The organism is Phormidium sp. FACHB-592 (genome assembly GCF_014695795.1).
GTDB lineage: Bacteria > Cyanobacteriota > Cyanobacteriia > Leptolyngbyales > Leptolyngbyaceae > Stenomitos.
Map to the genome: position 1 here is coordinate 1 of NZ_JACJOZ010000070.1, position 21,008 is coordinate 21,008.

Below are 21,008 nucleotides of genomic sequence, written 5' to 3' on the forward strand. Positions count from 1 at the left end.
CTGATTTACGACATGGCTTTGTCAGCTTGATTAACTACATCAATCAGTTTCCAGGCTGGCTTCCTCGTGCTGCTCCTCAGTGCTTTTCCTCTACCTAGAGTGATGGAAGAGGGGTATAGCTGTCGCCATAGAAGTTAGGACGCAGCCTGCCTAAGTACGGCTTCCATGGCTTCGCGCAAATTAGTGGCATCACGTAACTTGTCTTTAGCTTAGAAGGTAAGCCACTGGTTCTACCAGTGCGACTTGAACAGCTTTTAGCGTTTCTGGCGTTCCAGAGCGTATGTAAAGTAACTCCCACGGTGGCTTGCACCGAACCGTAGGAGGAAAAAACACATGTCGGAATTGTATCAGAGCCTTTCTCACAGCAAATGGGATTGTAGGTACCACGTCATTTTCGTGCCGAAGTATCGTCGTAAGACCATGTTTTTGGAGCTACGGCAGTATTTAGGACCGGTGTTTCATGAATTAGCGCGTCAAAAAGAATGCCAGATCATCGAAGGACATTTGCTGCCGGATCATGTGCATATGTGCATTGAGATTCCTCCCAAATATGCGGTGTCGTCAGTGATTGGGTTTCTCAAAGGGAAAAGTGCCCTTGCGATTGCCCGCCGCTTCAAAGGCAAGCAACACAATTTTGAGGGGGAGAATTTTTGGGCACGGGGCTATGCCGTCTCAACCGTTGGCTTTGAAGAGGCGGTTGTGCGTCGTGACATCCGAGAGCAGACAGCGTTTGACCAAAGTGGACGTTTCTAATTGACTCACAGACACCTTCAGCGAGGACACCCGCCCTTGGGGCGGTCACATTCATCAAGCCACCAGCTTTGCTGGGGGTGTCTGACTTCCAGTACAGTGAAACGCCAGAAGGCGTGCCACAAGGCGGAAGCCTCTCGCCTCTACTAGCGAATGCCGCTTTGCATGGCATGGAAAGCTACCTGGCTCGCTATTGCAAAGGGGCACAGGTTGTTCGTTATGCCGACGACCTGGTGGTCATTCACCCGGAACGCAAAGGCATCGAACAAGCCCAGCGGTTACTCTCCAAGTGGTTGCAGAAAATGGGACTGGCATTCAAACCGAGTAAGACCCGCCTTTGTCACACGCTCAGTGCAGTCGATGGGCAGGTCGGGTTTGACTTCCTGGGTTTTGCCATTCGGCAATACCGAATGAGCAAATACAAATCCGGGCGGTCAATGAAAGGCTACAAGACGATTATCCAGCCCAGTAAAGCAGCGATGCAGAGACACGCCCTGCAAGCGCTGGGCGTGATTAGAAGCCACAAAGCAGCCCCACAAGTTGCTTTGATTAACCATCTCAACCCAATCGTCCGGGGGTGGTCACGCTACTACTCTGCCCAGTGCAGTAAGGCAGCTTACTCAAAGCTCGATTACTTGCTCTATCAAAAGCTGCGTGCTTGGGCACATCGTCGCCATCCCAACAAGAGCGGCTATTGGCGAGCCAGTCGCTACTGGCTAGTCAATCAGGGAGGGGGATGGGTCTTTGCTGCCAAGCAGGGGGATAAACGGCTGCGTCTCTGCACTCACGTTGAAACCCCGATTGTGCGGCATGTCAAAGTCCAAGGCAGTCGCAGTCCCTTCGATGGGGACTGGAGTTACTGGGCCTCTCGGATGGGTCAACATCCAGAGCTACCGGCTCAGATTGCCAAACTGTTGAAGCGCCAAGGCGGCAAATGCTCTTACTGTGAATCGTACTTCAAGTCAGAAGACCTGTTGGAAGTCCACCATCTGGACAAGCATCACCAAAACCACAAGTGGGATAATCTGACGTTGATGCATCAGCATTGCCACGACCAAGTTCATTCAGGTATGCATGACAAGCACCCAGTTGTTGAGGAGCCGTGTGAGGTTAACGTCTCAAGCACGGTTCTGTAGACCAGCGGAGTGGGTGACTGCTCCGCTGAGTTTAACTCAACCTCTAGTAAATTTCCTTGAAGTTCGAAATCTGACAGTTCCCAAGTGTAGCTCTAGGCTGCTCACAGTCCCAATTCGGATTTTATGATTCAAGCAACAACTAAAAATGTGTCACTTTGCGTATTCTGTTTGTCTTTACTGGCTGTTGGTTGTACGAGTAGCAACTTCAGCAACAGAGCCGACAAGCGAGACAGCCAAACAGGTGCACCGCAAGAGATTGTAGCTTTTACTACTAATAACGAAAACGAATTACGCGCTCGCATTGAACAAATCGCTCAGGCTGCTCAAGGGCGGGTTGGGGTTACAGCCACAGTACTAGAAACTGGGGAGTCAGTGACTCTAAATGGAGAGCAGCAATTTCCAATGCAGAGTGTTTATAAGTTTCCCATTGCAATGGCTGTTCTGGCTCAAGTAGACCAAGGAAAACTGAAGCTGGATCAGAAAATTCGTGTTGAGGTCAGCGATGTCCTCCAGGGTAGCCGAATTCTCGACAAGAAAGCGCAGGGAAGGGCATTCAGTCTAGCTGAGCTCCTGAAGTACATGGTTTCTGAAAGTGATGGTACGTCTTGTAATGTGCTGTTACGACTCGTCGGTGAGCCAAGGATGGTCACGGAGTATTTGCGTCGTCTTGGCGTTAACGATATTGTTGTCGCTAACACGGAAAAGGAGCTAGCACAAGACGCAGCAGTGAAGTATCGTAACTATGCGACACCTGCTGCTACCGTCGTTTTGTTACGCGCTTTTCATGAGGGAAAAGGGCTTTCAAAAGTTAGTCAAGCCTTATTGCTGCAATTGATGACCGAGACAACTACAGGTCCAAAGCGCCTTAAAGGACTGTTGCCTGATGGGACGGTGGTGGCACACAAAACGGGTACTTCATCTACTGTAAATGGAGTGACGGCGGCAACCAATGATGTTGGACTGATGACGTTGCCGAATGGGCGACATTTAGCGATCGCAGTTTTTGTTTCAGATTCGATGGCTAACGAGACAATACGCGAAGGAGTCATAGCAAAGGTTGCGCAAGCAGCATGGGATGAATGGAGTAAATAGGTGCAGGACAGTACTTCAATTAGTCAAGAATGTGAGATGATCTAAAGTCGCTGTTGCTTTCTAACAATCCGCTTTGTTCTGCGGGTCTCGTACAAGTTGCCTGCCGCAAGCCTGACACCGCTAGTTCTGTTTGCCGTTGTGGATTCTGCCATGCTTGACAGTATGTTTTGAGGCACAAATGGTACAAGCTAGCATGATTGCAAGACCGGAAAACTTAAACATCAATATCAGCCGTTCTTCTATCCTTACTTGTTTAGGACTATCGAGAAGTAGTTTCAAAACTTGACGGCTCACGGCACGCTCACTATTTTTACCTCAAGTTGGATTTGTCGCCAACTTCAATTCAATCCCAACTACCAAAACCTGCGTGATTACGGCAATTTCGTTGCTTGAATTGGCCTAGAGTATCAGTTATAGAACATGACTTTTGTCATCTCGAATCAATGACTTGCGTCTGAACGACATTGCTTTCTAGCTCCTTATACTGCTGTTTATTGTAGTGATTGAGGATTAAAGCAATGAAAGACCTAAACTGGTTTTACAGAATGAGTTTTCTATCATTCTTGTGGGTTACAGTCAATGCAATTTCTGCTCAAGCAGAGCCTGCATCACTTTTCAAACCTATTGTTGACGACATTCAACGGCAATTACCGAATGGATTGAAAATGCGATTGCCAGCTTACCTCCCTCACGAGGCATTAGCATTGCATCCCTTTGTTCAAGCTAATGCAAAGGGGTTGCAAGTCTATCTTTCTCCTGAAGCGAACTGTAAGCAACCGCAATGTTCAGTTGGTGGCATTGCCGTGTTTACACAGGAAGGGTTTTCTCCGTGGTCGCGTCAGTTAGAAAAGGGCACTCCGGTTAGTTTACCCAATGGCATCCAGGGCTATTACTTAGCTTTGGGCAAAGCTAAAGATGCAGACCACTATGTGCTATGGCAACAAGATGGGTTTGGCTTTGTCCTGGGCACGGATCGTCATAGTATTTCTCAGCAGGAACTCATTCAAATTGCTGCCTCTACCGTTGTAGAACCACCACTTGGTGGACTGGAGCAAGGAGCTAATGTATTGATTCCAGGTCAACCCAATGTCACTGGGGGTACTCCAGTGACTCGACCTTTTCCTCAACAGCCAAGTTTGCCTTATTGAGCAAAGGTCATGCCAACCCATGACTAAAGTCATGGGTTGAGGCGATCGCTGACCGCACCTGATCAGGCAGAATAAAGAATGCTACATGCACCGGCCACGAGATAACCGAATCAGAGATGAAACTGCTGCTGCCTCAACCCTTTCCGTTACTGCGGCGCAACCTCTGTTATGTCGATTGGGTATTGCTTGCTGTGAGTGCACTGCTGGCAATTCTAAGTACTTATTACGATGCTTTCGATCGCCAAATTCAAGCACAACTCGCGGGCTTTCACGGCGTCTTTTTTTTGCTCAGCTTAATCACTCCAATGGAGCAATCCCTTGACGCACGCCGCAAGTATGTTTTTTCCTGTATGGCAGTTTTCGTGATTGCGGCAGCGTTTAATTTCCGGTTTGATTTGCTGATGTATTGGACGATTGCAAAAAGTTGTCTGCTGTTGCCCCTAAAAGAGGTAGCTGCAGCGACCTTCTTGTTAGGAGTTGGCTACCTTGCAGGCTTAACTTGGAGCTTACCAGGGCGGATTGAACGCACGTTAGCAATGATTACAGAACAGGGGGCAACAGGCTATTTTGCGCCCTCCAAGTTAATGTTCTACCATTTCACATTTTATCTGGGTGCCAGTTCCTTTGCCATAGTCGTAGGCTATTTACTCATTGCGGAACGCAAAAGCCGTTTACAAGCTGAGGCGTTAACTCAGGAAGTAGAACAGTTAGCTGCAACGCTAGAACGTAACCGGATTGCTCGTGATATTCATGATTCTCTCGGTCATAGCCTGACAGCCTTACAGATTCAATTAGAGGTAGCCCAAAAATTACGCGAACACGATCCTAATCAAGCTTTACAAGCCCTCGATCTAGCAAAATTACTGTCAGGTGAGTGCCTTCAAGACGTACGACGGTCACTACAAACTTTACATCGTTCGCCCTTTGACTTGCAGCAAGCTTTAGTGACATTGGTTGCACAGGTCAAACAGCATCAATCATTTCAAGTGCGACTGGATATGCAACTGCCGTCTTTACCCTTACAGACCAGCCATCAATTGTATTGCATTGTGCAAGAAGGATTAACCAATATTCAGAAGCATGCCGATGCGACCTTAGTTGAGGTGAGAGCGCAGTTTAGCGACCGTGAAGTCGTCCTGGAGTTAATGGATGATGGCAAAGGCTTTGACCTTAGCCAACCCCATACTGGCTTTGGGCTGCGGGGCATGCAAGAACGGGTGCAACTCTTAGGTGGACAAATCGAGCTTCACACGGCTCCGAGTCAAGGCACTGTCATTCACATCACCATTCCAAGATAGAAGCCAAACGCTTATGATTCGCCTCCTGCTCGTTGATGACCAACCGCTTTTTCGCCAGGGGTTAGCTTCCTTACTAGCCCTAGAAACCGACCTAGAGGTTGTAGGACAGGCATGCGACGGACAAGCAGCGCTTTCCCTTGCGGTTCAACTGCAGCCGGATGTGATTCTTATGGATGTACGAATGCCCCTCTGCGATGGCGTAGAAGCTACCCATGCAATTCATCAACGCTACCCCTGGATGCGAATTCTGGTGTTGACCACGTTCGATGAGGATGAGTATATCTTGCGATCGCTTCAGGTCGGGGCGTTAGGCTATCTGCTCAAAAGTACACCTTCGGTTCAGGTGGCGGCTTCCATTCGCAATCTCTATCAGGGCTACAGTCAGTTAGGACCCACAATTGCACCCAAAGTCTTTGCCCAACTCAATGCCGTTCCAGCCGTGAAGCAGAGTGAGCAACCCAACTTCAGTGAGCGGGAACAGGAGGTTTTAGCCCTCATTGCCCAGGGGAAAAACAATCGAGAAATTGCCCAAGCGCTTCATCTAACGGAAGGCACTGTGAAAAACCATGTGACCCGTATCCTGAATCGGCTAGGGCTGCGTGATCGTACACAAGCTGCTTTATGGGCACAGCGTCATGGCAGCAAAAAGCACCATTGTCGTGGAACCGAAGCTTAAGCAGAGCCTTATGGATTCTTCTGTAATTTATAACATTCAAGAGCTTGTTAAGGTTTATCCGGGGCAATCCAGACCTGTGAATGACCACATCAGCCTGCAAATCTGTCAAGGCGAAATTTTTGGCATCTTGGGGGATAACGGCGCCGGTAAGAGTACGCTTGTGCGGCAGATGGTGAATTTGTTGACGAGTAGTGCTGGTCAAATCGAGTTTTGGGGCAAAAATATCACTACCATTCCTCACGTTGTACAGATGAATGTGGGCTATATGCCCCAGGAAAGCGGTGCAGTGAAAAACCTGACGATCGCAGAGAGCCTTTATTTCACCGCACATTTACGCGGCATGAGTCGGCGTGGGGCCCGTCAGGAATGCGATCGCTTACTCCAGCAATGGCAAATGGTCGATTGGCGCGATCAACCTGTGGCTCGGCTTTCGGGTGGGCAACTGCGGTTACTGCGCTTAGCAGTGGCCATAGCAGGTTCGCCGCCAGTCCTGATTTTGGATGAGCCGACGAATGACCTCGATCCTCAGCGTCGCAGACTCGTGTGGGATAATTTGCGCCAATTGAACCAGGAACAAGGAACTACGATTATTTTGATTACTCACGACGCGATCGAGGCAGAAAAAGCAATTCAACGGGTCGGCATTTTGCGGGCTGGGAAGCTAGTGGCGATCGGTCGTCCTAGCGACCTGAAGCGACAGGTGGATCGAATGTTGCGCTTGGAGCTCTTCTTTGAGCCTGAAAAGCCGCCGGTCTTACCCGCAGAACTTAACTGCGATCACTGCTCTCCGGGACACTGGCGCGTTTTCCTAGAGTGGCATCAGATCGAGTCAACACTCAATCGCCTCGACCTCACTCAGATTGATGATTTTCGCCTTTACTCTGCCACGCTAGAAGACCTGTATCTGCACTATGCAACCCAACCGTAAACCCCTGCCACTGCTTCTACAACTATTTGATCTGCTGTGCATGGAGTTGAGCAATTGGCGCTGGTCGTGGCAGGTGATGGTAATCACGGCGACGATTAGCCCGGTGTTAAGTATCATTGCTTTAGGCAGCTTTGCCTCTAGGCATGATGCTGAATCACTCAACGCTATCCTCTCTGGTAGCTTAGTGATGTCCCTTATGTTTGGCAATTTGGGAAATGTGTCGTCCCGGTTTGCCTACATGCCTTTCTCCGGCGCCTTAGACTATTACGCCACGTTACCCATTCGTCGTTCGCTGCTGATCATTGCTGTTGTTCTGGCGTTCTTCGTGCTGTCGTTTCCGGCCTTATTAGTAACCATTATCTTTGGCGCCTGGTTTTTGCATCTGCCATTCATACTTCACCCGTTGCTTTTGCTAGTCATGCCGCTGTGTGTTTTGCCGCTAGCTGGCATTGGAGCAGTAATCGGGACAAAGGCTCCGAGCCCAGAAGTGGGAGGCGGGTTAACGCTCTTGGTAACGCTGCTGGCACTGTTCATTGGTCCAGTTTTGTTACCAGCCAGCCGCTTACCAGAGCTTGTGCAAATAGTGGGCTATTGTAGTCCTGCAACCCATGCAGCATCAGCCTTGCGACAAACCTTGTTACAACCAATGACGCAACGCATTATCGTTGACTGTGTTGCACTCACAGGGTTCTCCTTCTTAACCTTCTGGCTGGCGTCACGCAAGTTGGTTTAAAGGCTTTTGAAAAAAAACGTCATCAGAGCCATAACAGTCGCTTGTAAGCAATCATCTACTGCTATATAAGAGAGATACCCACTATCCTCCAACTGGATGAGAACCGTAAAGTGAAAAAGCTTGTTTATTTGGTTGCCAATTGAAAAACAATGCAGAGACAGCAGCCTTTGGGTAGTTGGCTTCCCCTAGTTTTGTATATTGTATTCCTGCATCTTAGTTGGGTCGGTGCCTGGTTGGTCTTTATTTTCTTTAAAACAAGTTTGTTTCCCGCTCTTAATAACGAAAAGCTCTCTGCACTTTGGTGGTTCATCGTACAATTTGTTGTCTGGTTACCGCCTATCTTTGCCTATATCTACTATATTGAACATCAAAATCCCTTATCCTATCTTCGGCTAACAACTAATCTAGGTAAGGGCATAAAGTGGGGAATTATTTTTAGCTTACTCATCCCCCTCATCGCGCTTATAACTATAGGAAAGAAGCCAGACCCTCTCTATTGCAATAACTTACCTTTACTATTCAGTTCATCGTTGCCTGCACCAATGACTGAGGAAATTGTCTTTAGAGGGTTCCTGCTTGAGCAATTCAAGACTCGTATAGGTTACCTTAAAGCGACTATTGTTTCTAGCCTCTTGTTTTTTACAATCCATTTGGTAGGATGGCTTTTTTCCGGTAGCTTTCCCTCCTTTAGCTCTCTTTTAGTGCTGTTATTTTCATTGTCAGTCTTTGGGATCTTTCTTTGCTACCTTAACAGAACATCCAATTCACTTGTAACCAGTATGGTTTATCACTGGAGTAATAATTTTTACTATCGACGTTTACCCTGTTTTTTCAAACTTCAGTAATTCATCGTTGTGATTATTGACCTTTAGAATATAAAGTTCTGGTAGTACTCAAGATGTAATGGTGGAGAAGTAGAGTTTGTTGTTGCTTCCCTATGCCGGACTACAAACAGTTAAGAGCAGAGGAACTGGGTGTGGCTTGCGTCATCTTGAGAGGCGCTGCGGCTCCGGACTGCCTAGTGAAACCACTGGCGATCAAGACGCTACGCTAGGGGGTAAGCTGCCAGACACGAATCACGTTCCCCTCTTCATCGGTGTTGAGAAAAAAGCGACCGTCGGGGCTAAAGCGTAAGAGTTGAGGACCGGAGGCATTGGCAGGCAGGTTATGGAGCAAGCGATTGGTGTTGAGGTCCCACAGGCGGACGTGGTTGTAGTAGCCGAGCGCCAAGGTGCGACCATCAGGGCTCATCGCGAGCGACTTAGGCTGAATACCACGAAAGAGCAGGCGGTTGAACCTTCCAGTTCTAGCATTCCATTGTTTGATGGAGCCGTCAGTGTAAGTAACAATGAGTGATTCGGCATTCGGCGTAAGCGCGATCGCCATTGCTCCGACGGTAGAACTAATGGGTAAGGTGCTGACAAGCTGCCCATTGCGAAGATTCCAAACCCTGGCAGTGCCGCTATTGCTGGCAGCTGCTAAGGTGTAGCCGTCAGGCGTAATCGTCCACATATCTGCCCAACTGCCAGAAAGCCGTTGTTGCTGTTGCCGGGTGGTGAAGTTCCATAAAGTGATACTGAAGTCGCCGCCCCTTCCTGTGGCATCCACCAGCGTTTGTCCATCGCGGGTAAGCGCGATAATGCCGACCCCACGAGTGCGAGCGGGAAAGAGCGATCGCACTGCACCGGTTTGAGGCTCTCGAAGCTGAATTTCACCCTTAGAGTCAGCTGTCACCAGTGTTTGACCATTGGGTGAGAGGAATGCCGAGGCAAACCAGTCATTGGGATTGCTAGCAGTGAAGCTGAGTTGTTGCTTACCCGATCGCCAGTCCCATAATCTCACTGATTTATCGACCGTGCCGCTGGTTGAAATTAGCGTTTGCCCATCGCAGCTAAAAGTGAGGGAGTACACAAAGCTGGTGTGCCCAGTCAATTCTTGCACTAGCCTCGGTCTAAAGTTGGTAGGCTGTGGATAGTCGAACTGCGGGCAGGGAGACTGTGATGAAGTTTGAGCAACGGCAGTGGAGGTAAAGATGAGGCTGAGCAAGGCTGCGAGCGTCATTGGATAAGCAAAGAATTTACGAACCATTGGAAACTTAGTTACTTGGTAAAGAGTGCAGTAATGTCTTTACGAAACGGCGGTGCTGTACAGTTAGAGCGATCGCCACAGGAGGCGTCGACTTGGAAGGTGCGATTGTCTAACCATCTAAAGCTGCTCAAATCAGCCACGGCAGACGTTTGCTCGAACATCTTGGCCTCTCGGGTCTGCAAATCAAGCACTATGAACCAAGACACACCTTCCATCGATTCTGTAAAGACGGCATAGCGCTCATCGCCTGACCACTGCACCCAGTTTTGCCCACCATATTTGGCGATGCTGATTTTCACTGCCGTTTTGGCTTGGCGATCGACCAAAAACACAGCCCAACACAATCCCGATGCCTCGGTCGTGCTTTCACAGGCTTTCACAACATTAAATCGGCCTGATGGAGAGGGATCAGAAACAAATAAGCGTTGAGCATCGGTGACATTGTCATCGCTGACATAGCTGACTGGAATTTCAGCCAAAAGCGGTTTTTCCTGATCCAACAGTTTTCCATCGGTACTGAAGGTCAGTCCATGGGCAGATTCACCCTTTCGGATCGTTGCCCATTGCTGCATACCCAAAATACTGGGTGCAGATGGGCTAACAGATGGTGCGGGAGAGGCTAACATTGCGGCTAGAGGCGACGTTATGACCTCGGGCTGTTGCTGAGTCGCTGCACATCCCACGATCGTGCTACCAAACATTAAACATCCTGCCCCAAGGAAGAGGAGCGATTGAGTTTTGCTGTAATTTATTGTCATTTTAGTTGCTTTAAAAAACTCATAACAAATCAATGCGGCTGTCGTGAACTCAGCAGTTGCTGTTGCGGTTATAAAACCAAACTTCACGCTTGCGATCGACTTGGTGGCGATCGATTTGGACAAACGAATTTCCTGAAAAATGGGTCACAACTCTACCCCATGGTGCAATGCGGCAGTTCGTTTGTTCCCACTCCTTCCCAGCGATTTTTCCATACGCGGAAAAACATCGGCATCATCTGGTAAGTGATCGTTTTCGTGGTAGATATTATCTAAAGGAGCGTTGCTTGAATTTGGTGATCGCCCAGATACAGCGGGCAGTTGAATGAGCCCAATCGCGATTCCTAAAATGGCGCTGCTACCAAGCAGTTTTCCAAAGCCATGTGTGATTGTTTGCGGCATCATAGCTATCCATTAGAACTCGAAGATTTGCGATCAACACAGAGCACAACTGAGCAGGAACCGCAGTCAAAGCCATCGCATCGAAATTGAGTTTTAACCAACCGATAAAGCTTGAACCCCATGCTTCTGGTGTGTCGATCTGGAGTTTGTGCATGAGTTGCAGATCCCAGAACGAAGCTTCAATTTTATTCACCCCGTGCACCATCATCTCTGGCTCCAGCTGCTAACGCTGCCTCATAAAAAGCATGTACGGGTTCCTTTGTGGGAGCAATAAAGCCAATGTGCGTTCCGTTACCCATCGATACAGGCTGACCATTAATCTGTGTTGGCACCCAAAATCCTGGATACTGCTTGCTGTAAGCGGCTGCACCAAGATGTTCCATCATCTGTTTACAACCTAGTGTAGGTAGTACTTTGTCGTAGAAGGCAACAGCCTGTTTAAAGTCATTTGTGCCAATGAAATGTGAGAAATAATACTTGGATTTTTGTCCATTGATAAAATCTCCGTCTGTTGCCGTCGAAGCAGTCTTTCTAGAAGCCCAAGCCGACGTGACTTCAGCATTAAACCTGAAGTTTCCAGCTTTATGACACAATTTGTAATTCAGCAGTTTTTGTAGAAAAAGTGGTTTTGTTACGAGGATGATAAATTCGGAAGGCTTTATTTTCTCTGACTTCAATTCAATAATGTCTCTATTTTATCTCTGTTACAGTAGCGCTACTGTCTGCCAAAAATTATTCTGCTGAACGTGCGATGGTATTGCTGTTACTCCTTGAGCTGTAGCTACGCTTCCCTGAAGGGTCGAGATTTAGATGAGCTGGACCGCTTTTGGACTAAATGACACGCCAAAAGCTACTTGTCCTAGTGTTTAAGCCTTTTGAGTCAAGCGCACCTTTTGCATTGATCTGCTGCGTGTCCAGCAACGAAAGACGAAGCAAGTGAACCTTAGTAGAAGTGATCGACTAAACTTCATGTTGATGCCAGGGCTCACTTTGACACGCATCGTTGCCAGACTCCAAGGAGGCGACAGCATGATTTCAGCTGAAGAACCCTGAGTTTTGGCTAGTTAGACTGATAAAGCAGCACTCATGGCCTTTTGAACCTCTTGCTTAGTCCGTCTGGTGAGTTGCTGCCACCCGCAACTAGCCAACAAAACTAGCCCTGTTTTGAGCCAAGCACTGAAACTGGAGTCGTCCTAGACTGTTGCCAAGACTCTAACGTCAGTATGCAGGTTTCAAACCCTAAAAGTGGAGAAAAGGGGCTGTGGACAATGAATCACTGCAGAGTACACAGTCTATCAAGAGTTCCAACCTGTATGATGATAGGCTTGGAAGCACTGAGGGGGTAGAGGTGGCAGCGAGGCTGCTGGCTTAGTGAGCGCTTGACCCTCAGCTGGCAGGTTTAACACGTATCCAGCGCTATCCCATCGGAACGTGAAGCGCATTGTGAGACCGATGCTGAGTGCTAATCATTCAACACGGCAAGAAGGACTTTGTTCGGGCATAGGGCAAAGAGTATGATTTGCCAAGGACAGGTGAAGGAAAGCAAACAACGGAACAGTGTCACTTAAGCAGAATGTATCAACGAAAGTTTTGGAATGATTGCTTAAGACAATACAAGCGAGACCAGTGCATTGCCACATCAAAAGCTTGGCAACAGAACCCTTCACTAGGGTGTCTGACTTTCCTCTATTTATGCAACAAAGCCGTTAGTTGTGACAAGTAATAAGTGAGCCTTAAGGAGCGTCATAAATGTGCCACGATTGAATCCCTTGACGATGAAGGAGTGTTTCAATAGACAGAAGTTCATCCTCCATTGCCTCTATGATGAGCAAAGAATCTCCCTGGTTAAAGCTTTCGTTGTAACTGTTTGCCTGTTCCTCTGGCACCAGCCATCCTTGAAGCGCACCATAGAGACCACCAGCAGTTGCGGCAATGCCACTGCCAAGAAAGGTTGTTAAAAGGCTTTCTACCGCCAATACCTGACCAACACCAGGAATAAGCAGGCTGGTGAGCCCAACAATTAGGGACAATGAACCGACGCCTATGCTTCCTGTAAGCGCGCCTGTTTTTGCACCTTCTGCTCTTGTCATTGAAGGCAGCTTTACACTTTGACTATTGAAACTATTGTCATCACCAGAAGCTTTGGTAATTACTGAAAGCTTGTGCATGGGAAAACCCTTGTTTTTTAGCTCAGCTATTGCCTGTTCTGCACCTCGACGATTGGAGAAGATGCCGATCGCATATTTGAGATTAGGAGGAGTCATGAGAAAAGATGAATAGTTAACGCTATAAATTTTGTGGTGTCAGCACCATCAGAAGAGCAGCTGATTGAAGCCATTTATTTCAACGGAGCAATACGCTTTAGCAGCGCAGCTAAGGCAATCATAGGTATCCCTATACCGGCACAGATAAAGCCTTGAGTTAGAGTTAATGCTTCAGTGGCAAATAGCTGGTTCATGATGCTCCACTGGCTAAATAGGAACTGAAACAGTAGAACACTTGCAATGCTGATCGCCGCTGCGTAACCGAATGGCTCATTTTTACCGCGTAGCTTCGCAGCGATCGCCGGAACAAAGCGGCTAATGCTTAACAGGTAAAAGGCTTCTGCGGCAACCAATGCCTGGATTGCCATTGTTCTTGCCAGGGCTTCGTTTCCAGTCGTTTGGATAATCCATTCAAAGGTGCCAAAGATCACAATCCAGTTAAACAATGAAACCGTTAAAATTCGTGTGATCAGCCTGCGCGACAACAGCGGTTCATTCGCAGGACGAGGCGGCTGTTGCATTGTGTCTGGTGAAGGTGGCTCAAAGGCTAACGGTAGACTCAAGGCAACGGAACTGACCATATTCAGCCAGAGAATTTGTATTGGTAAAATAGGTAGGGGAGTTGCCAGCATGACGGCAATCAAGATGGTCATGGATTCGCCACCGTTCACGGGCAGGATGAAGGCGATCGCCCGCAACAGATTCTTATAAACGGTGCGTCCTTCCTCGACAGCTTTCTCGATCGAGGCGAAGTTGTCGTCTGTCAGAATCATATCTGCCGCTTCTTTGGTGACTTCGGTGCCTGTGATGCCCATTGCTATCCCGATGTCGGCTTGCTTCAGGGCAGGCGCATCGTTGACTCCATCGCCGGTCATTGCCACAATTTCACCTTGGGCTTGGAGGACTTCTACAAGCCGCAGTTTTTGCTCAGGTGCAACTCGCGCAAAGACATTGCTCTGGGCAACGGCGTTGGCTAATCCTTGTTCATCGAGTTGGGCAAGTTCTTGACCTGTGACAACAGGTGCATTCTTCGTTGAATTCAGACCCATCTGTTGCGCGATCGCGGCGGCTGTTTTGGCATGGTCGCCCGTGATCATCTTGACCTGAATCCCCGCAGCTCTACAGGATGCAATGGCTTGAATCGCTTCAGGACGAGGCGGATCGATCATGTCTTGCAGCCCCAGAAAGATTAAATCTTGCTCCAGATCAGCATGCTCGATCGAGCTTTGGGAATGAGGGACCGCTTTCCGGGCAAGTGCCAGAACCCGCAACCCTTTTTTTGCCATGTTCTCTACAGTTTGCTCAATTTGCGTTGGGTTGAGAGCGATCGCCTCTCCATCTCCATCCAGCCTTTGACGACAGCGCTTGAGGATGGCTTCAGCCGAACCTTTGACATAAATCAATGGTTCTGGGCGGCTGCGATGTAGTGTCGCCATGTATTGAAATTGAGATTCAAACGGCAGGGTGTCGAGTCGAGGCAGCGCCTGCTCCAGCTTATCCGTACTGAGTCCAGCTTTGTGGGCGGCAGCAACCAGCGCTCCTTCTGTGGGGCTACCGACCACCATCCAATTTCCGTCCTGCACTTCTAGATGAGAGTCGTTGCACAACAATCCGGCTTGCAGGCATTCATACAAGGCGGGTGCCTTTGCCAGATCGATCGCATGTCCATTCAGGGAGATTTCTCCATCGGGTGCATAACCGCCGCCGCTTACCCGATACCGCCTGCCGCCTGCGTCAATTTCCTGAACCGTCATTTGATTCTGGGTCAGGGTTCCGGTTTTGTCGGAACAAATTACAGTGGTGCTGCCTAGTGTCTCGATCGCCGGTAGTTTACGAATAATGGCATGGTGCTTTGCCATCTGAGATACGCCGATCGCCAATGTCACCGTGAGAATGGCAGGCAGCCCTTCGGGAATCGCACTGACTGCCAGCGCCACCGCCGCTTTGAACACCTCAATCCAGGAAAACCCTTGCGCAACGCCAACAGCAAAGGTGAAGGTCGCCAAGCCCAATACAACGTACAGCAAAGTCTTGCTGAATTTGTCAATTTTACGAGTCAGGGGAGTTTCTATGGCTGTACTCTGCTGCATTAGTTGGGAGAGGTGTCCAGTTTCGGTCATTTCACCAATGCCTACAACGACTCCACGCCCCTGCCCAAAGGTGACAAGGCTGCCCGTGTATACCATGTTGGTGCGTTCTGCCAGCGGAGCATCTGCTTCTAGGGTCTGAAGGGTTTTTTCGACTGGAACCGATTCTCCTGTCAGGGCTGATTCATCTACCTGTAAGTCGCGAATTTCAAGCAGCCGCAAATCCGCAGGTACTTTATCGCCAGAGGACAACAAGACGAGATCGCCGGGAACCAGTTCGCGGGATGAAACCACTTGCTTTTGACCGTTGCGGCGAATGGTGGCATCGGTTGTAACCGCTTCTGATAAGGCGGCGATCGCATCCTCTGCCTTTGCTTCTTGCACAAAGCCAATAATGGCATTGAGCAGCGTCACCCCAAAAATCACACCCGAATCGATCCACTCTTTCAGAAACGCCGTGACCAGGCCTGCAACCAGCAGAATGTAGAGCAACGGTTGATTGAACTGCTGGAGAAAGCGTACCCAGGCACTCTGTTTTTTCTGAGCCGTTAGCTGATTTGAACCAAAGCGATCGTGTCGCTCTGCTGCTTCTGTAGAAGATAGCCCCTGCTCAGGATCAGTTTTGAGCAAACGGACAACTTGCTCCTGGGAAAGGTGATGCCATTGCTGTTCCGTTGATTTGACGCTGTCCAGTACTACCATCTCGTTTTCTCCCGACCCCATACTATCTAGAGTGGTAACGCTGCTGTAAGCCAGCGTTGCCTACTTCACTACTTCTCTAGCGTCCTTTACGAAAGTGAGTGAAAAGTGAGCGCCAGATTTCTACTGCTCATTTTTGGATCACATTTGTGAGTTAAGACTAAGAAGAAACGGAGGTAGCTTATGGATCTGCAAGCTCTATTTCACTGGCTTTATGTGATTGCAATGGCGATTGGGGCGCTTTATTTCATGGCTCTGAGCCGCAATCTACGCGGGGTGCCTAAAGAGGAGTATTTAGTTGCGACCTTTATTCCCATTTGGTCGGGACTCGCATACCTGGCAATGGCAATGGGGCAGGGGAAAGTTGAGATAGCAGGACAAATGACGCACTATGCCCGCTATATGGATTGGTTCCTAACCACTCCCCTACTCCTGCTATCGTTAGCGTGGACAGCAATGCATCAGATTGCTAAAGACTGGACGTTGATTGCTGCGCTCATGGGAACTCAAGTCATCGTGATCGGGAGTGGGCTGATCGCGGATTTATCAACTACTGACGAAACCCGCTTTGTTTGGTACCTCTGCGGTGTCGTTGCGTTTCTTGTAGTTCTTTGGGGCATTTGGGTGCCGTTGCGGGCAAAAACTCGGGGTCAGGGGATGGAGCTTTCCACTCTCTATACAAGGCTCGCTACCTATTTCACCGTCTTTTGGATTAGCTACCCGATCGCCTGGTTGATTAGTCCGTCCGGTTTAGGCTGGATTAACCAAACAGCTGAAACCCTTTTATTTTGTGTGCTTCCCTTCTTCTCTAAAGTAGGGTTTAGTTACCTGGACTTAAATGGGCTGCGTCGTTTGCATCGCACAAAAGTGAGTGCTACGGTCATCCCCGCTCGGAGTGCGGACTGATGCTCTTGAACTGAAGGTCAACTTACCTTCCCCTGCATCCGATAATGAAGGGAAAGCAAACTTTCTTCAGTTTTTCATCATGGTCCATCTGTCGCCCTGGGGTACGTCCCTGACCACCGCTGCTCAACGGCTTCTCTTGCTTGGCTCCGGCGAACTGGGCAAAGAAGTTGCCATTGAAGCCATGCGTCTGGGGTTAGAAGTCATTGCCGTCGATGCCTATGCGAATGCGCCGGCAATGCAGGTAGCCCATCGAGCGCATGTAATCAATATGCTGGACGGAGCACAGGTGCGGCGGCTTGTTGAGCAGGAAGAACCAGGACTGATTGTGCCGGAAGTCGAGGCGATCGCCACAGCTACCTTGGTCGAGTTGGAACAGGAAGGCTGGCGAGTCATTCCCACCGCCAAGGCGACTCAGCTCACCATGAATCGGGAAGGGATTCGGCGCTTGGCTGCCGAGGAGCTAGGTCTAAAAACCTCGCCCTATCGCTTTGCTGAGACGGAAACTGAATACCGGCAGGCGATTGCAGATCTGGGTCTGCCTTGTGTGGTTAAACCCGTCATGAGTTCCTCCGGGAAAGGGCAGAGTACCGTCCGCACTGAGGCTGACGTACAACTCGCTTGGGATTACGCTCAAGCCGGAGGACGCACCAAAGGCGGGCGGGTGATTGTCGAAGGCTTTATACCTTTTGACACCGAGGTTACCTTATTGACGGTCCGTTCGGCCTTGGGGACTCAGTTCTGCCCACCTATTGGTCATCTTCAGGTGAGTGGCGACTACCGAGAATCCTGGCAACCCTGTGCCCTGCATCCTCAGACTCTAGAGCGGTGTCAAGAGATGGCTGAGAAGATTACGACGGCTCTTGGGGGTTGGGGCCTCTTTGGTGTTGAACTCTTTATTCAGGGAGCAAGCGAAACTGAGCAAACCGTTTACTTCAGTGAAGTGAGTCCTCGTCCCCACGATACAGGGATGGTCACTCTGATTAGTCAGAATGTGTCTGAGTTTGAGTTGCATGTGCGGGCCATCACTGGGCTTCCCATTGGCGAGATTACCCTGAGCCAACCAGGGGCATCGGCTGTGATTCTAGCCCATGCGGCGGGCGACAATCCCCGCTTTAGCGGCATGAGCGAAGCGTTGCAGATACCGACCAGTAAAGTGCGTCTGTTCGGCAAGACTCGCGCCTATCGGCATCGCCGCATGGGTGTTGCTTTAGCTCTGGGCGAGACTGTAGAGCAGGCCAGAGAACGAGCGAAAGCAAGCGCGGCGGCGGTCACAGTTTTGGTGGATGATGCAGGATAAATGAGTGTGAGATGGCGCAGATAGAAATCCGGTAACCTCCCCCCTTGTCTACTCGATAATCTCGTAGCGAACCAACTGTCGTACTTCTTGCCGCGACAACTGAAGCTCGTTGGCGATCGCCGCTTCAATCTGACTAGGGTCCGTTGTGGGAAGTTCTAATTCCATCCGTTTCAAAACTGATTCGGCTGTTTCAACCTTCACCTGAGTCATACTCTGGCTGCGATTAATGACGGCATTAATGAGCAGTATATTCACAGACACAACTGCTTTAAGCTGAGTGTCTGCCTGAAGCTTCATTGCAGTTGGCTGAGATTGCTGCAATTCCTGTGCTGTCAAAAGGCTGGAGCCAAGCCAGAAGACCATTGCCACCAATGGAAGTGGCAACCAAAATTCTGCACCTGATACCTGTAACCAGCGCTTGATCACCCTTGATTGATGCTCCTAAGGCTCCTAGCATTCTCCCTGACTGTAATACAACCGCTTGCGACTTAAAATCTAACTTGCAGGAGATGACACAGCTTCTCTCAAAACTTAATGCTAAAACTGCAGGCCATCGGAAGGCTGATGCTCAGAAACTGCACCTTGGCTCACAGGGCAGAGTGGAAAGATGAAGATATTGCTAGTCGAGGACGACCCAAAACAACTACTGCCACTCCAGATTGCTTTGTCTGAAGCAGGGCATAGCGTGGATGGTGTCAAAGACGGAAAGACGGCTCAGTGGCTTTTATCTGAGCAGGATTATGATCTTTTGGTTCTGGACTGGATGCTGCCCCATGTCAGTGGGGTGGATCTTTGTCAGCATTATCGCACCCTAGGGAAAACGGCTCCCGTTTTAATGATTACGGCAAGAGATACAACTTTTGAAAAAGTGACGGGTTTAGATGCGGGAGCCGATGACTACTTAGTGAAACCGATTGATTTAATCGAGTTTATGGCACGCGTGCGGGCGTTGAGGCGGCGATCGCCCCTGTGGGTCGGAGATACGCTGAATTTAGAGGATTTGCACCTCCACCTTGATTCCCTCACTGTAGAAAGGCAGGGTAAAACTGTCACCCTTTCTAGCCGCGAGTTTCAGTTACTAGAACACTTTATGCGCCATCCTCGACAGATCTTGACTCGCAATCAGATTGAGCAAGCCGTATGGGAATGGGGGACAGAGCCAGACAGCAATGCGATGACCGTTTTAGTGCGTAAACTCCGTCAACGCTTACAGGTTATAGAAGCCAGTGATTGGGTTGAGAGTATTTATGGCATGGGGTATCGACTGTCTTCTCCTGGAAATTAATCCTTATCGGAATCACCATCCTATTCGCAGCCGAATGTGTTTAATCAGAGTCGCCGCAATCTAGCCCGCTGGTTTACGCTCTCAATGGGTAGCATTCTTGTGCTGTTTGCAGGAGTCATTTACCAAATTGAGGTGAAAGACAAACGAGAGGCGCTCGATCGCTTGCTGCTCGACAAAACCCAAATTATGGCGGCGAGCGTTCATTACGATGTTCGTCAGAATCAAATGGCAGTGGATCTCACCAATGTTCCTTTACTAGGCAGTGGTTCTCACCCGCTGGCTGAAGATTTGATCTATGTGCGTTGGTACAACGCCCAAGGACGCTTGGTGCGGTTTTTTGGGGTTGCTCCTGCCAATCAACTTAAGACTCCTCCTGGGTATCAAACGATTCAGCCGACTGATTCCTTGTGGCGGCACCATCGCTGGTTACGTCAGATTACGCTACCTGTTGAGGGGCGAACAGGGACGCTGGGCTACCTTCAGGTCGCAACACCCCTCACAGAAACTTATAATCAGTTGCAAGAGCTTCAGCTTGCGTTAACCCTAGCAGTGCCACTCGCCTTGGGGTTAATCGGCTTAACGGGTTGGCTGCTAAGTGGCATTGCCATGCAGCCCATTCGGCGGTCTTATCAACAGCTTCAACGCTTTACCGCCGATGCCTCCCACGAGTTGCGATCGCCCCTCTCTGCCATCTTGACCAATGCTCAAGTGGGATTGATGCTTGCCTCTGATGAGGCTCGGTTCCAGCCGCCCCTCGAAAATATCGTCGATAGTGCTAAATCAATGGGTGCTTTGGTGAATAATCTGTTGCTCTTGGCGCGTCATCAGGGAAGGCTTGCTCCCGAATCGCTCAAGCTTCTCACTCTCAATCAATTTCTAGAGGCAATCGTTCCCCAATTTAGGGTGCTGGCAGAAGCACAAGGCCTTCAACTCAACTATGAGCAGCCAGAACAGGCGATTCAGGTCTGGGCTGATCCAGATCTGCTGAGGCAAGTGATTGAAAATTTGCTCAGTAATGCTTGTAAATACAATTCGACAGGTGGGTCGGTGCGGCTGCAACTCGTTCCTCATCCGGGCTGGGCAGTGGTTCAAGTCATCGATACCGGCATCGGCATCCCAGCAGTGGACTTACCCTATATCTTCGATCGCTTTTATCGGGTTGATACAGCGCGATCGCTCGATAGCGGTGGGTCTGGGCTGGGTCTAGCAATTGTGCAGCAGATCGTTCAGACTCATGGCGGACAGATCTATGTGACTAGTACAGTCGGTCAAGGCTCAACATTTCAGGTCGAGTTACCTCTTAAGCCTTATCAATAGTCACTTTTTGACAATTAACTGTGCTAAATCTAAACCTGTATGCGTTCATTTTTGAGGGTAGCGATTAGCGATGTACGTGATCATCGTTGGTACATTGCTGCCACCCGCAACTAACCAACAAGATAATCAGCCTTTCAGCTTGCACAC

Annotated in this window: 19 protein-coding genes; 12 read left to right on the forward strand and 7 right to left on the reverse strand. The window is 49.3% G+C overall.

Annotated features, from left to right (window positions below; genetic code table 11):
* The first annotated feature begins 333 nt into the window (after positions 1–333).
* The 8 genes from tnpA to H6F86_RS18375 all read left to right on the forward strand — a co-directional run bounded on the left by tnpA (position 334) and on the right by H6F86_RS18375 (position 7,761).
* Positions 334–753 (forward strand): IS200/IS605 family transposase, encoded by a 420-nt coding sequence (gene tnpA, locus H6F86_RS18340; protein ID WP_190450176.1) that lies wholly within the window; start codon positions 334–336, stop codon positions 751–753.
* A gap of 77 nt (positions 754–830) precedes the next feature.
* Positions 831–1,886, forward strand: a complete 1,056-nt coding sequence (locus H6F86_RS18345; protein WP_199305372.1) for a group II intron maturase-specific domain-containing protein — start codon at positions 831–833, stop codon at positions 1,884–1,886.
* A 168-nt stretch (positions 1,887–2,054) separates the two neighbouring features.
* Complete coding sequence (gene bla / locus H6F86_RS18350; RefSeq protein WP_242033589.1) at positions 2,055–2,978, forward strand: class A beta-lactamase, subclass A2; 924 nt, start codon at positions 2,055–2,057, stop codon at positions 2,976–2,978.
* A 518-nt stretch (positions 2,979–3,496) separates the two neighbouring features.
* Complete coding sequence (locus H6F86_RS18355; protein ID WP_190450178.1) at positions 3,497–4,126, forward strand: hypothetical protein; 630 nt, start codon at positions 3,497–3,499, stop codon at positions 4,124–4,126.
* A gap of 116 nt (positions 4,127–4,242) precedes the next feature.
* The gene (locus tag H6F86_RS18360) at positions 4,243–5,424 is read left to right on the forward strand and encodes a sensor histidine kinase (protein ID WP_190450179.1); all 1,182 of its coding nucleotides are present in this window, start codon (positions 4,243–4,245) and stop codon (positions 5,422–5,424) included.
* A 13-nt stretch (positions 5,425–5,437) separates the two neighbouring features.
* Entirely contained in the window at positions 5,438–6,100 is a 663-nt protein-coding gene (locus tag H6F86_RS18365; protein ID WP_190450180.1) for a response regulator transcription factor, read from the forward strand.
* Between the two features lie 10 nt (positions 6,101–6,110).
* A complete protein-coding gene (locus H6F86_RS18370) occupies positions 6,111–7,028 on the forward strand; it encodes an ABC transporter ATP-binding protein (RefSeq protein WP_190450181.1) in 918 nt (305 codons plus the stop codon).
* Positions 7,012–7,761, forward strand: coding sequence for an ABC transporter permease (locus tag H6F86_RS18375; RefSeq protein ID WP_190450182.1), 750 nt, complete (start codon positions 7,012–7,014; stop codon positions 7,759–7,761). Before H6F86_RS18370 ends, H6F86_RS18375 begins: the two co-directional genes overlap by 17 nt.
* A 1,050-nt stretch (positions 7,762–8,811) precedes the next feature.
* On the opposite strand, the gene H6F86_RS18385 is transcribed toward H6F86_RS18375, so the two are convergent.
* From H6F86_RS18385 to H6F86_RS18405, 6 genes are all read right to left on the reverse strand, one after another.
* The gene (locus H6F86_RS18385; protein ID WP_190450184.1) at positions 8,812–9,849 is read right to left on the reverse strand and encodes a WD40 repeat domain-containing protein; all 1,038 of its coding nucleotides are present in this window, start codon (positions 9,847–9,849) and stop codon (positions 8,812–8,814) included.
* Positions 9,850–9,860: 11 nt separating this feature from the next.
* On the reverse strand, positions 9,861–10,607 hold the full coding sequence (locus tag H6F86_RS18390) for a hypothetical protein (protein WP_190450185.1): 747 nt from the start codon (positions 10,605–10,607) through the stop codon (positions 9,861–9,863).
* A gap of 355 nt (positions 10,608–10,962) precedes the next feature.
* The gene (locus tag H6F86_RS31640; protein WP_199305373.1) at positions 10,963–11,199 is read right to left on the reverse strand and encodes a hypothetical protein; all 237 of its coding nucleotides are present in this window, start codon (positions 11,197–11,199) and stop codon (positions 10,963–10,965) included.
* Positions 11,192–11,392, reverse strand: a complete 201-nt coding sequence (locus H6F86_RS31930; protein ID WP_206756055.1) for a hypothetical protein — start codon at positions 11,390–11,392, stop codon at positions 11,192–11,194. Before H6F86_RS31930 ends, H6F86_RS31640 begins: the two co-directional genes overlap by 8 nt.
* Positions 11,393–12,739: 1,347 nt before the next feature.
* Positions 12,740–13,270 carry a hypothetical protein gene (locus H6F86_RS18400; RefSeq protein WP_190450186.1) on the reverse strand — a complete coding sequence of 177 codons (531 nt, stop codon included), beginning with the start codon at positions 13,268–13,270 and terminating at the stop codon, positions 12,740–12,742.
* A 74-nt stretch (positions 13,271–13,344) separates the two neighbouring features.
* Positions 13,345–16,059, reverse strand: coding sequence for a cation-transporting P-type ATPase (locus H6F86_RS18405; RefSeq protein ID WP_190450187.1), 2,715 nt, complete (start codon positions 16,057–16,059; stop codon positions 13,345–13,347).
* A 180-nt stretch (positions 16,060–16,239) separates the two neighbouring features.
* Here H6F86_RS18405 and H6F86_RS18410 point away from each other — a divergent pair, with 180 nt between their 5' ends.
* Together H6F86_RS18410 and purT are read left to right on the forward strand one after the other, a co-directional pair.
* Positions 16,240–16,962 carry a bacteriorhodopsin gene (locus H6F86_RS18410; protein WP_190450188.1) on the forward strand — a complete coding sequence of 241 codons (723 nt, stop codon included), beginning with the start codon at positions 16,240–16,242 and terminating at the stop codon, positions 16,960–16,962.
* Positions 16,963–17,041: 79 nt separating this feature from the next.
* Positions 17,042–18,259 carry a formate-dependent phosphoribosylglycinamide formyltransferase gene (gene purT / locus H6F86_RS18415; protein ID WP_190450189.1) on the forward strand — a complete coding sequence of 406 codons (1,218 nt, stop codon included), beginning with the start codon at positions 17,042–17,044 and terminating at the stop codon, positions 18,257–18,259.
* A 48-nt stretch (positions 18,260–18,307) separates the two neighbouring features.
* Here the strand turns inward: purT and H6F86_RS18420 are convergent, their stop codons facing one another.
* The gene (locus H6F86_RS18420) at positions 18,308–18,685 is read right to left on the reverse strand and encodes a hypothetical protein (protein ID WP_190450190.1); all 378 of its coding nucleotides are present in this window, start codon (positions 18,683–18,685) and stop codon (positions 18,308–18,310) included.
* Positions 18,686–18,866: 181 nt separating this feature from the next.
* On the opposite strand from H6F86_RS18420, the gene H6F86_RS18425 reads away from it, so the two are divergent.
* Both H6F86_RS18425 and H6F86_RS18430 read left to right on the forward strand, forming a co-directional pair.
* Positions 18,867–19,544, forward strand: coding sequence for a response regulator transcription factor (locus H6F86_RS18425; RefSeq protein ID WP_190450191.1), 678 nt, complete (start codon positions 18,867–18,869; stop codon positions 19,542–19,544).
* A 36-nt stretch (positions 19,545–19,580) separates the two neighbouring features.
* Positions 19,581–20,861, forward strand: a complete 1,281-nt coding sequence (locus tag H6F86_RS18430; protein WP_190450192.1) for an ATP-binding protein — start codon at positions 19,581–19,583, stop codon at positions 20,859–20,861.
* Positions 20,862–21,008 lie beyond the last annotated feature (147 nt).

What these genes read in the sequence shown, in the direction of transcription:
- H6F86_RS18410 (WP_190450188.1), top strand. Translation starts at nt 16,240, where the DNA reads ATGGATCTGCAAGCTCTATTTCACTGGCTTTATGTGATTGCAATGGCG.
- H6F86_RS18370 (WP_190450181.1), top strand. Translation starts at nt 6,111, where the DNA reads ATGGATTCTTCTGTAATTTATAACATTCAAGAGCTTGTTAAGGTTTAT.
- H6F86_RS31930 (WP_206756055.1), bottom strand. Translation starts at nt 11,392, where the DNA reads ATGATGGAACATCTTGGTGCAGCCGCTTACAGCAAGCAGTATCCAGGA.
- H6F86_RS18365 (WP_190450180.1), top strand. Translation starts at nt 5,438, where the DNA reads ATGATTCGCCTCCTGCTCGTTGATGACCAACCGCTTTTTCGCCAGGGG.
- H6F86_RS18375 (WP_190450182.1), top strand. Translation starts at nt 7,012, where the DNA reads ATGCAACCCAACCGTAAACCCCTGCCACTGCTTCTACAACTATTTGAT.
- H6F86_RS18405 (WP_190450187.1), bottom strand. Translation starts at nt 16,059, where the DNA reads ATGGTAGTACTGGACAGCGTCAAATCAACGGAACAGCAATGGCATCAC.
- H6F86_RS18385 (WP_190450184.1), bottom strand. Translation starts at nt 9,849, where the DNA reads ATGGTTCGTAAATTCTTTGCTTATCCAATGACGCTCGCAGCCTTGCTC.
- tnpA (WP_190450176.1), top strand. Translation starts at nt 334, where the DNA reads ATGTCGGAATTGTATCAGAGCCTTTCTCACAGCAAATGGGATTGTAGG.
- H6F86_RS18355 (WP_190450178.1), top strand. Translation starts at nt 3,497, where the DNA reads ATGAAAGACCTAAACTGGTTTTACAGAATGAGTTTTCTATCATTCTTG.
- H6F86_RS18390 (WP_190450185.1), bottom strand. Translation starts at nt 10,607, where the DNA reads ATGACAATAAATTACAGCAAAACTCAATCGCTCCTCTTCCTTGGGGCA.
- purT (WP_190450189.1), top strand. Translation starts at nt 17,042, where the DNA reads ATGGTCCATCTGTCGCCCTGGGGTACGTCCCTGACCACCGCTGCTCAA.
- H6F86_RS18360 (WP_190450179.1), top strand. Translation starts at nt 4,243, where the DNA reads ATGAAACTGCTGCTGCCTCAACCCTTTCCGTTACTGCGGCGCAACCTC.
- H6F86_RS18425 (WP_190450191.1), top strand. Translation starts at nt 18,867, where the DNA reads ATGAAGATATTGCTAGTCGAGGACGACCCAAAACAACTACTGCCACTC.
- H6F86_RS18400 (WP_190450186.1), bottom strand. Translation starts at nt 13,270, where the DNA reads ATGACTCCTCCTAATCTCAAATATGCGATCGGCATCTTCTCCAATCGT.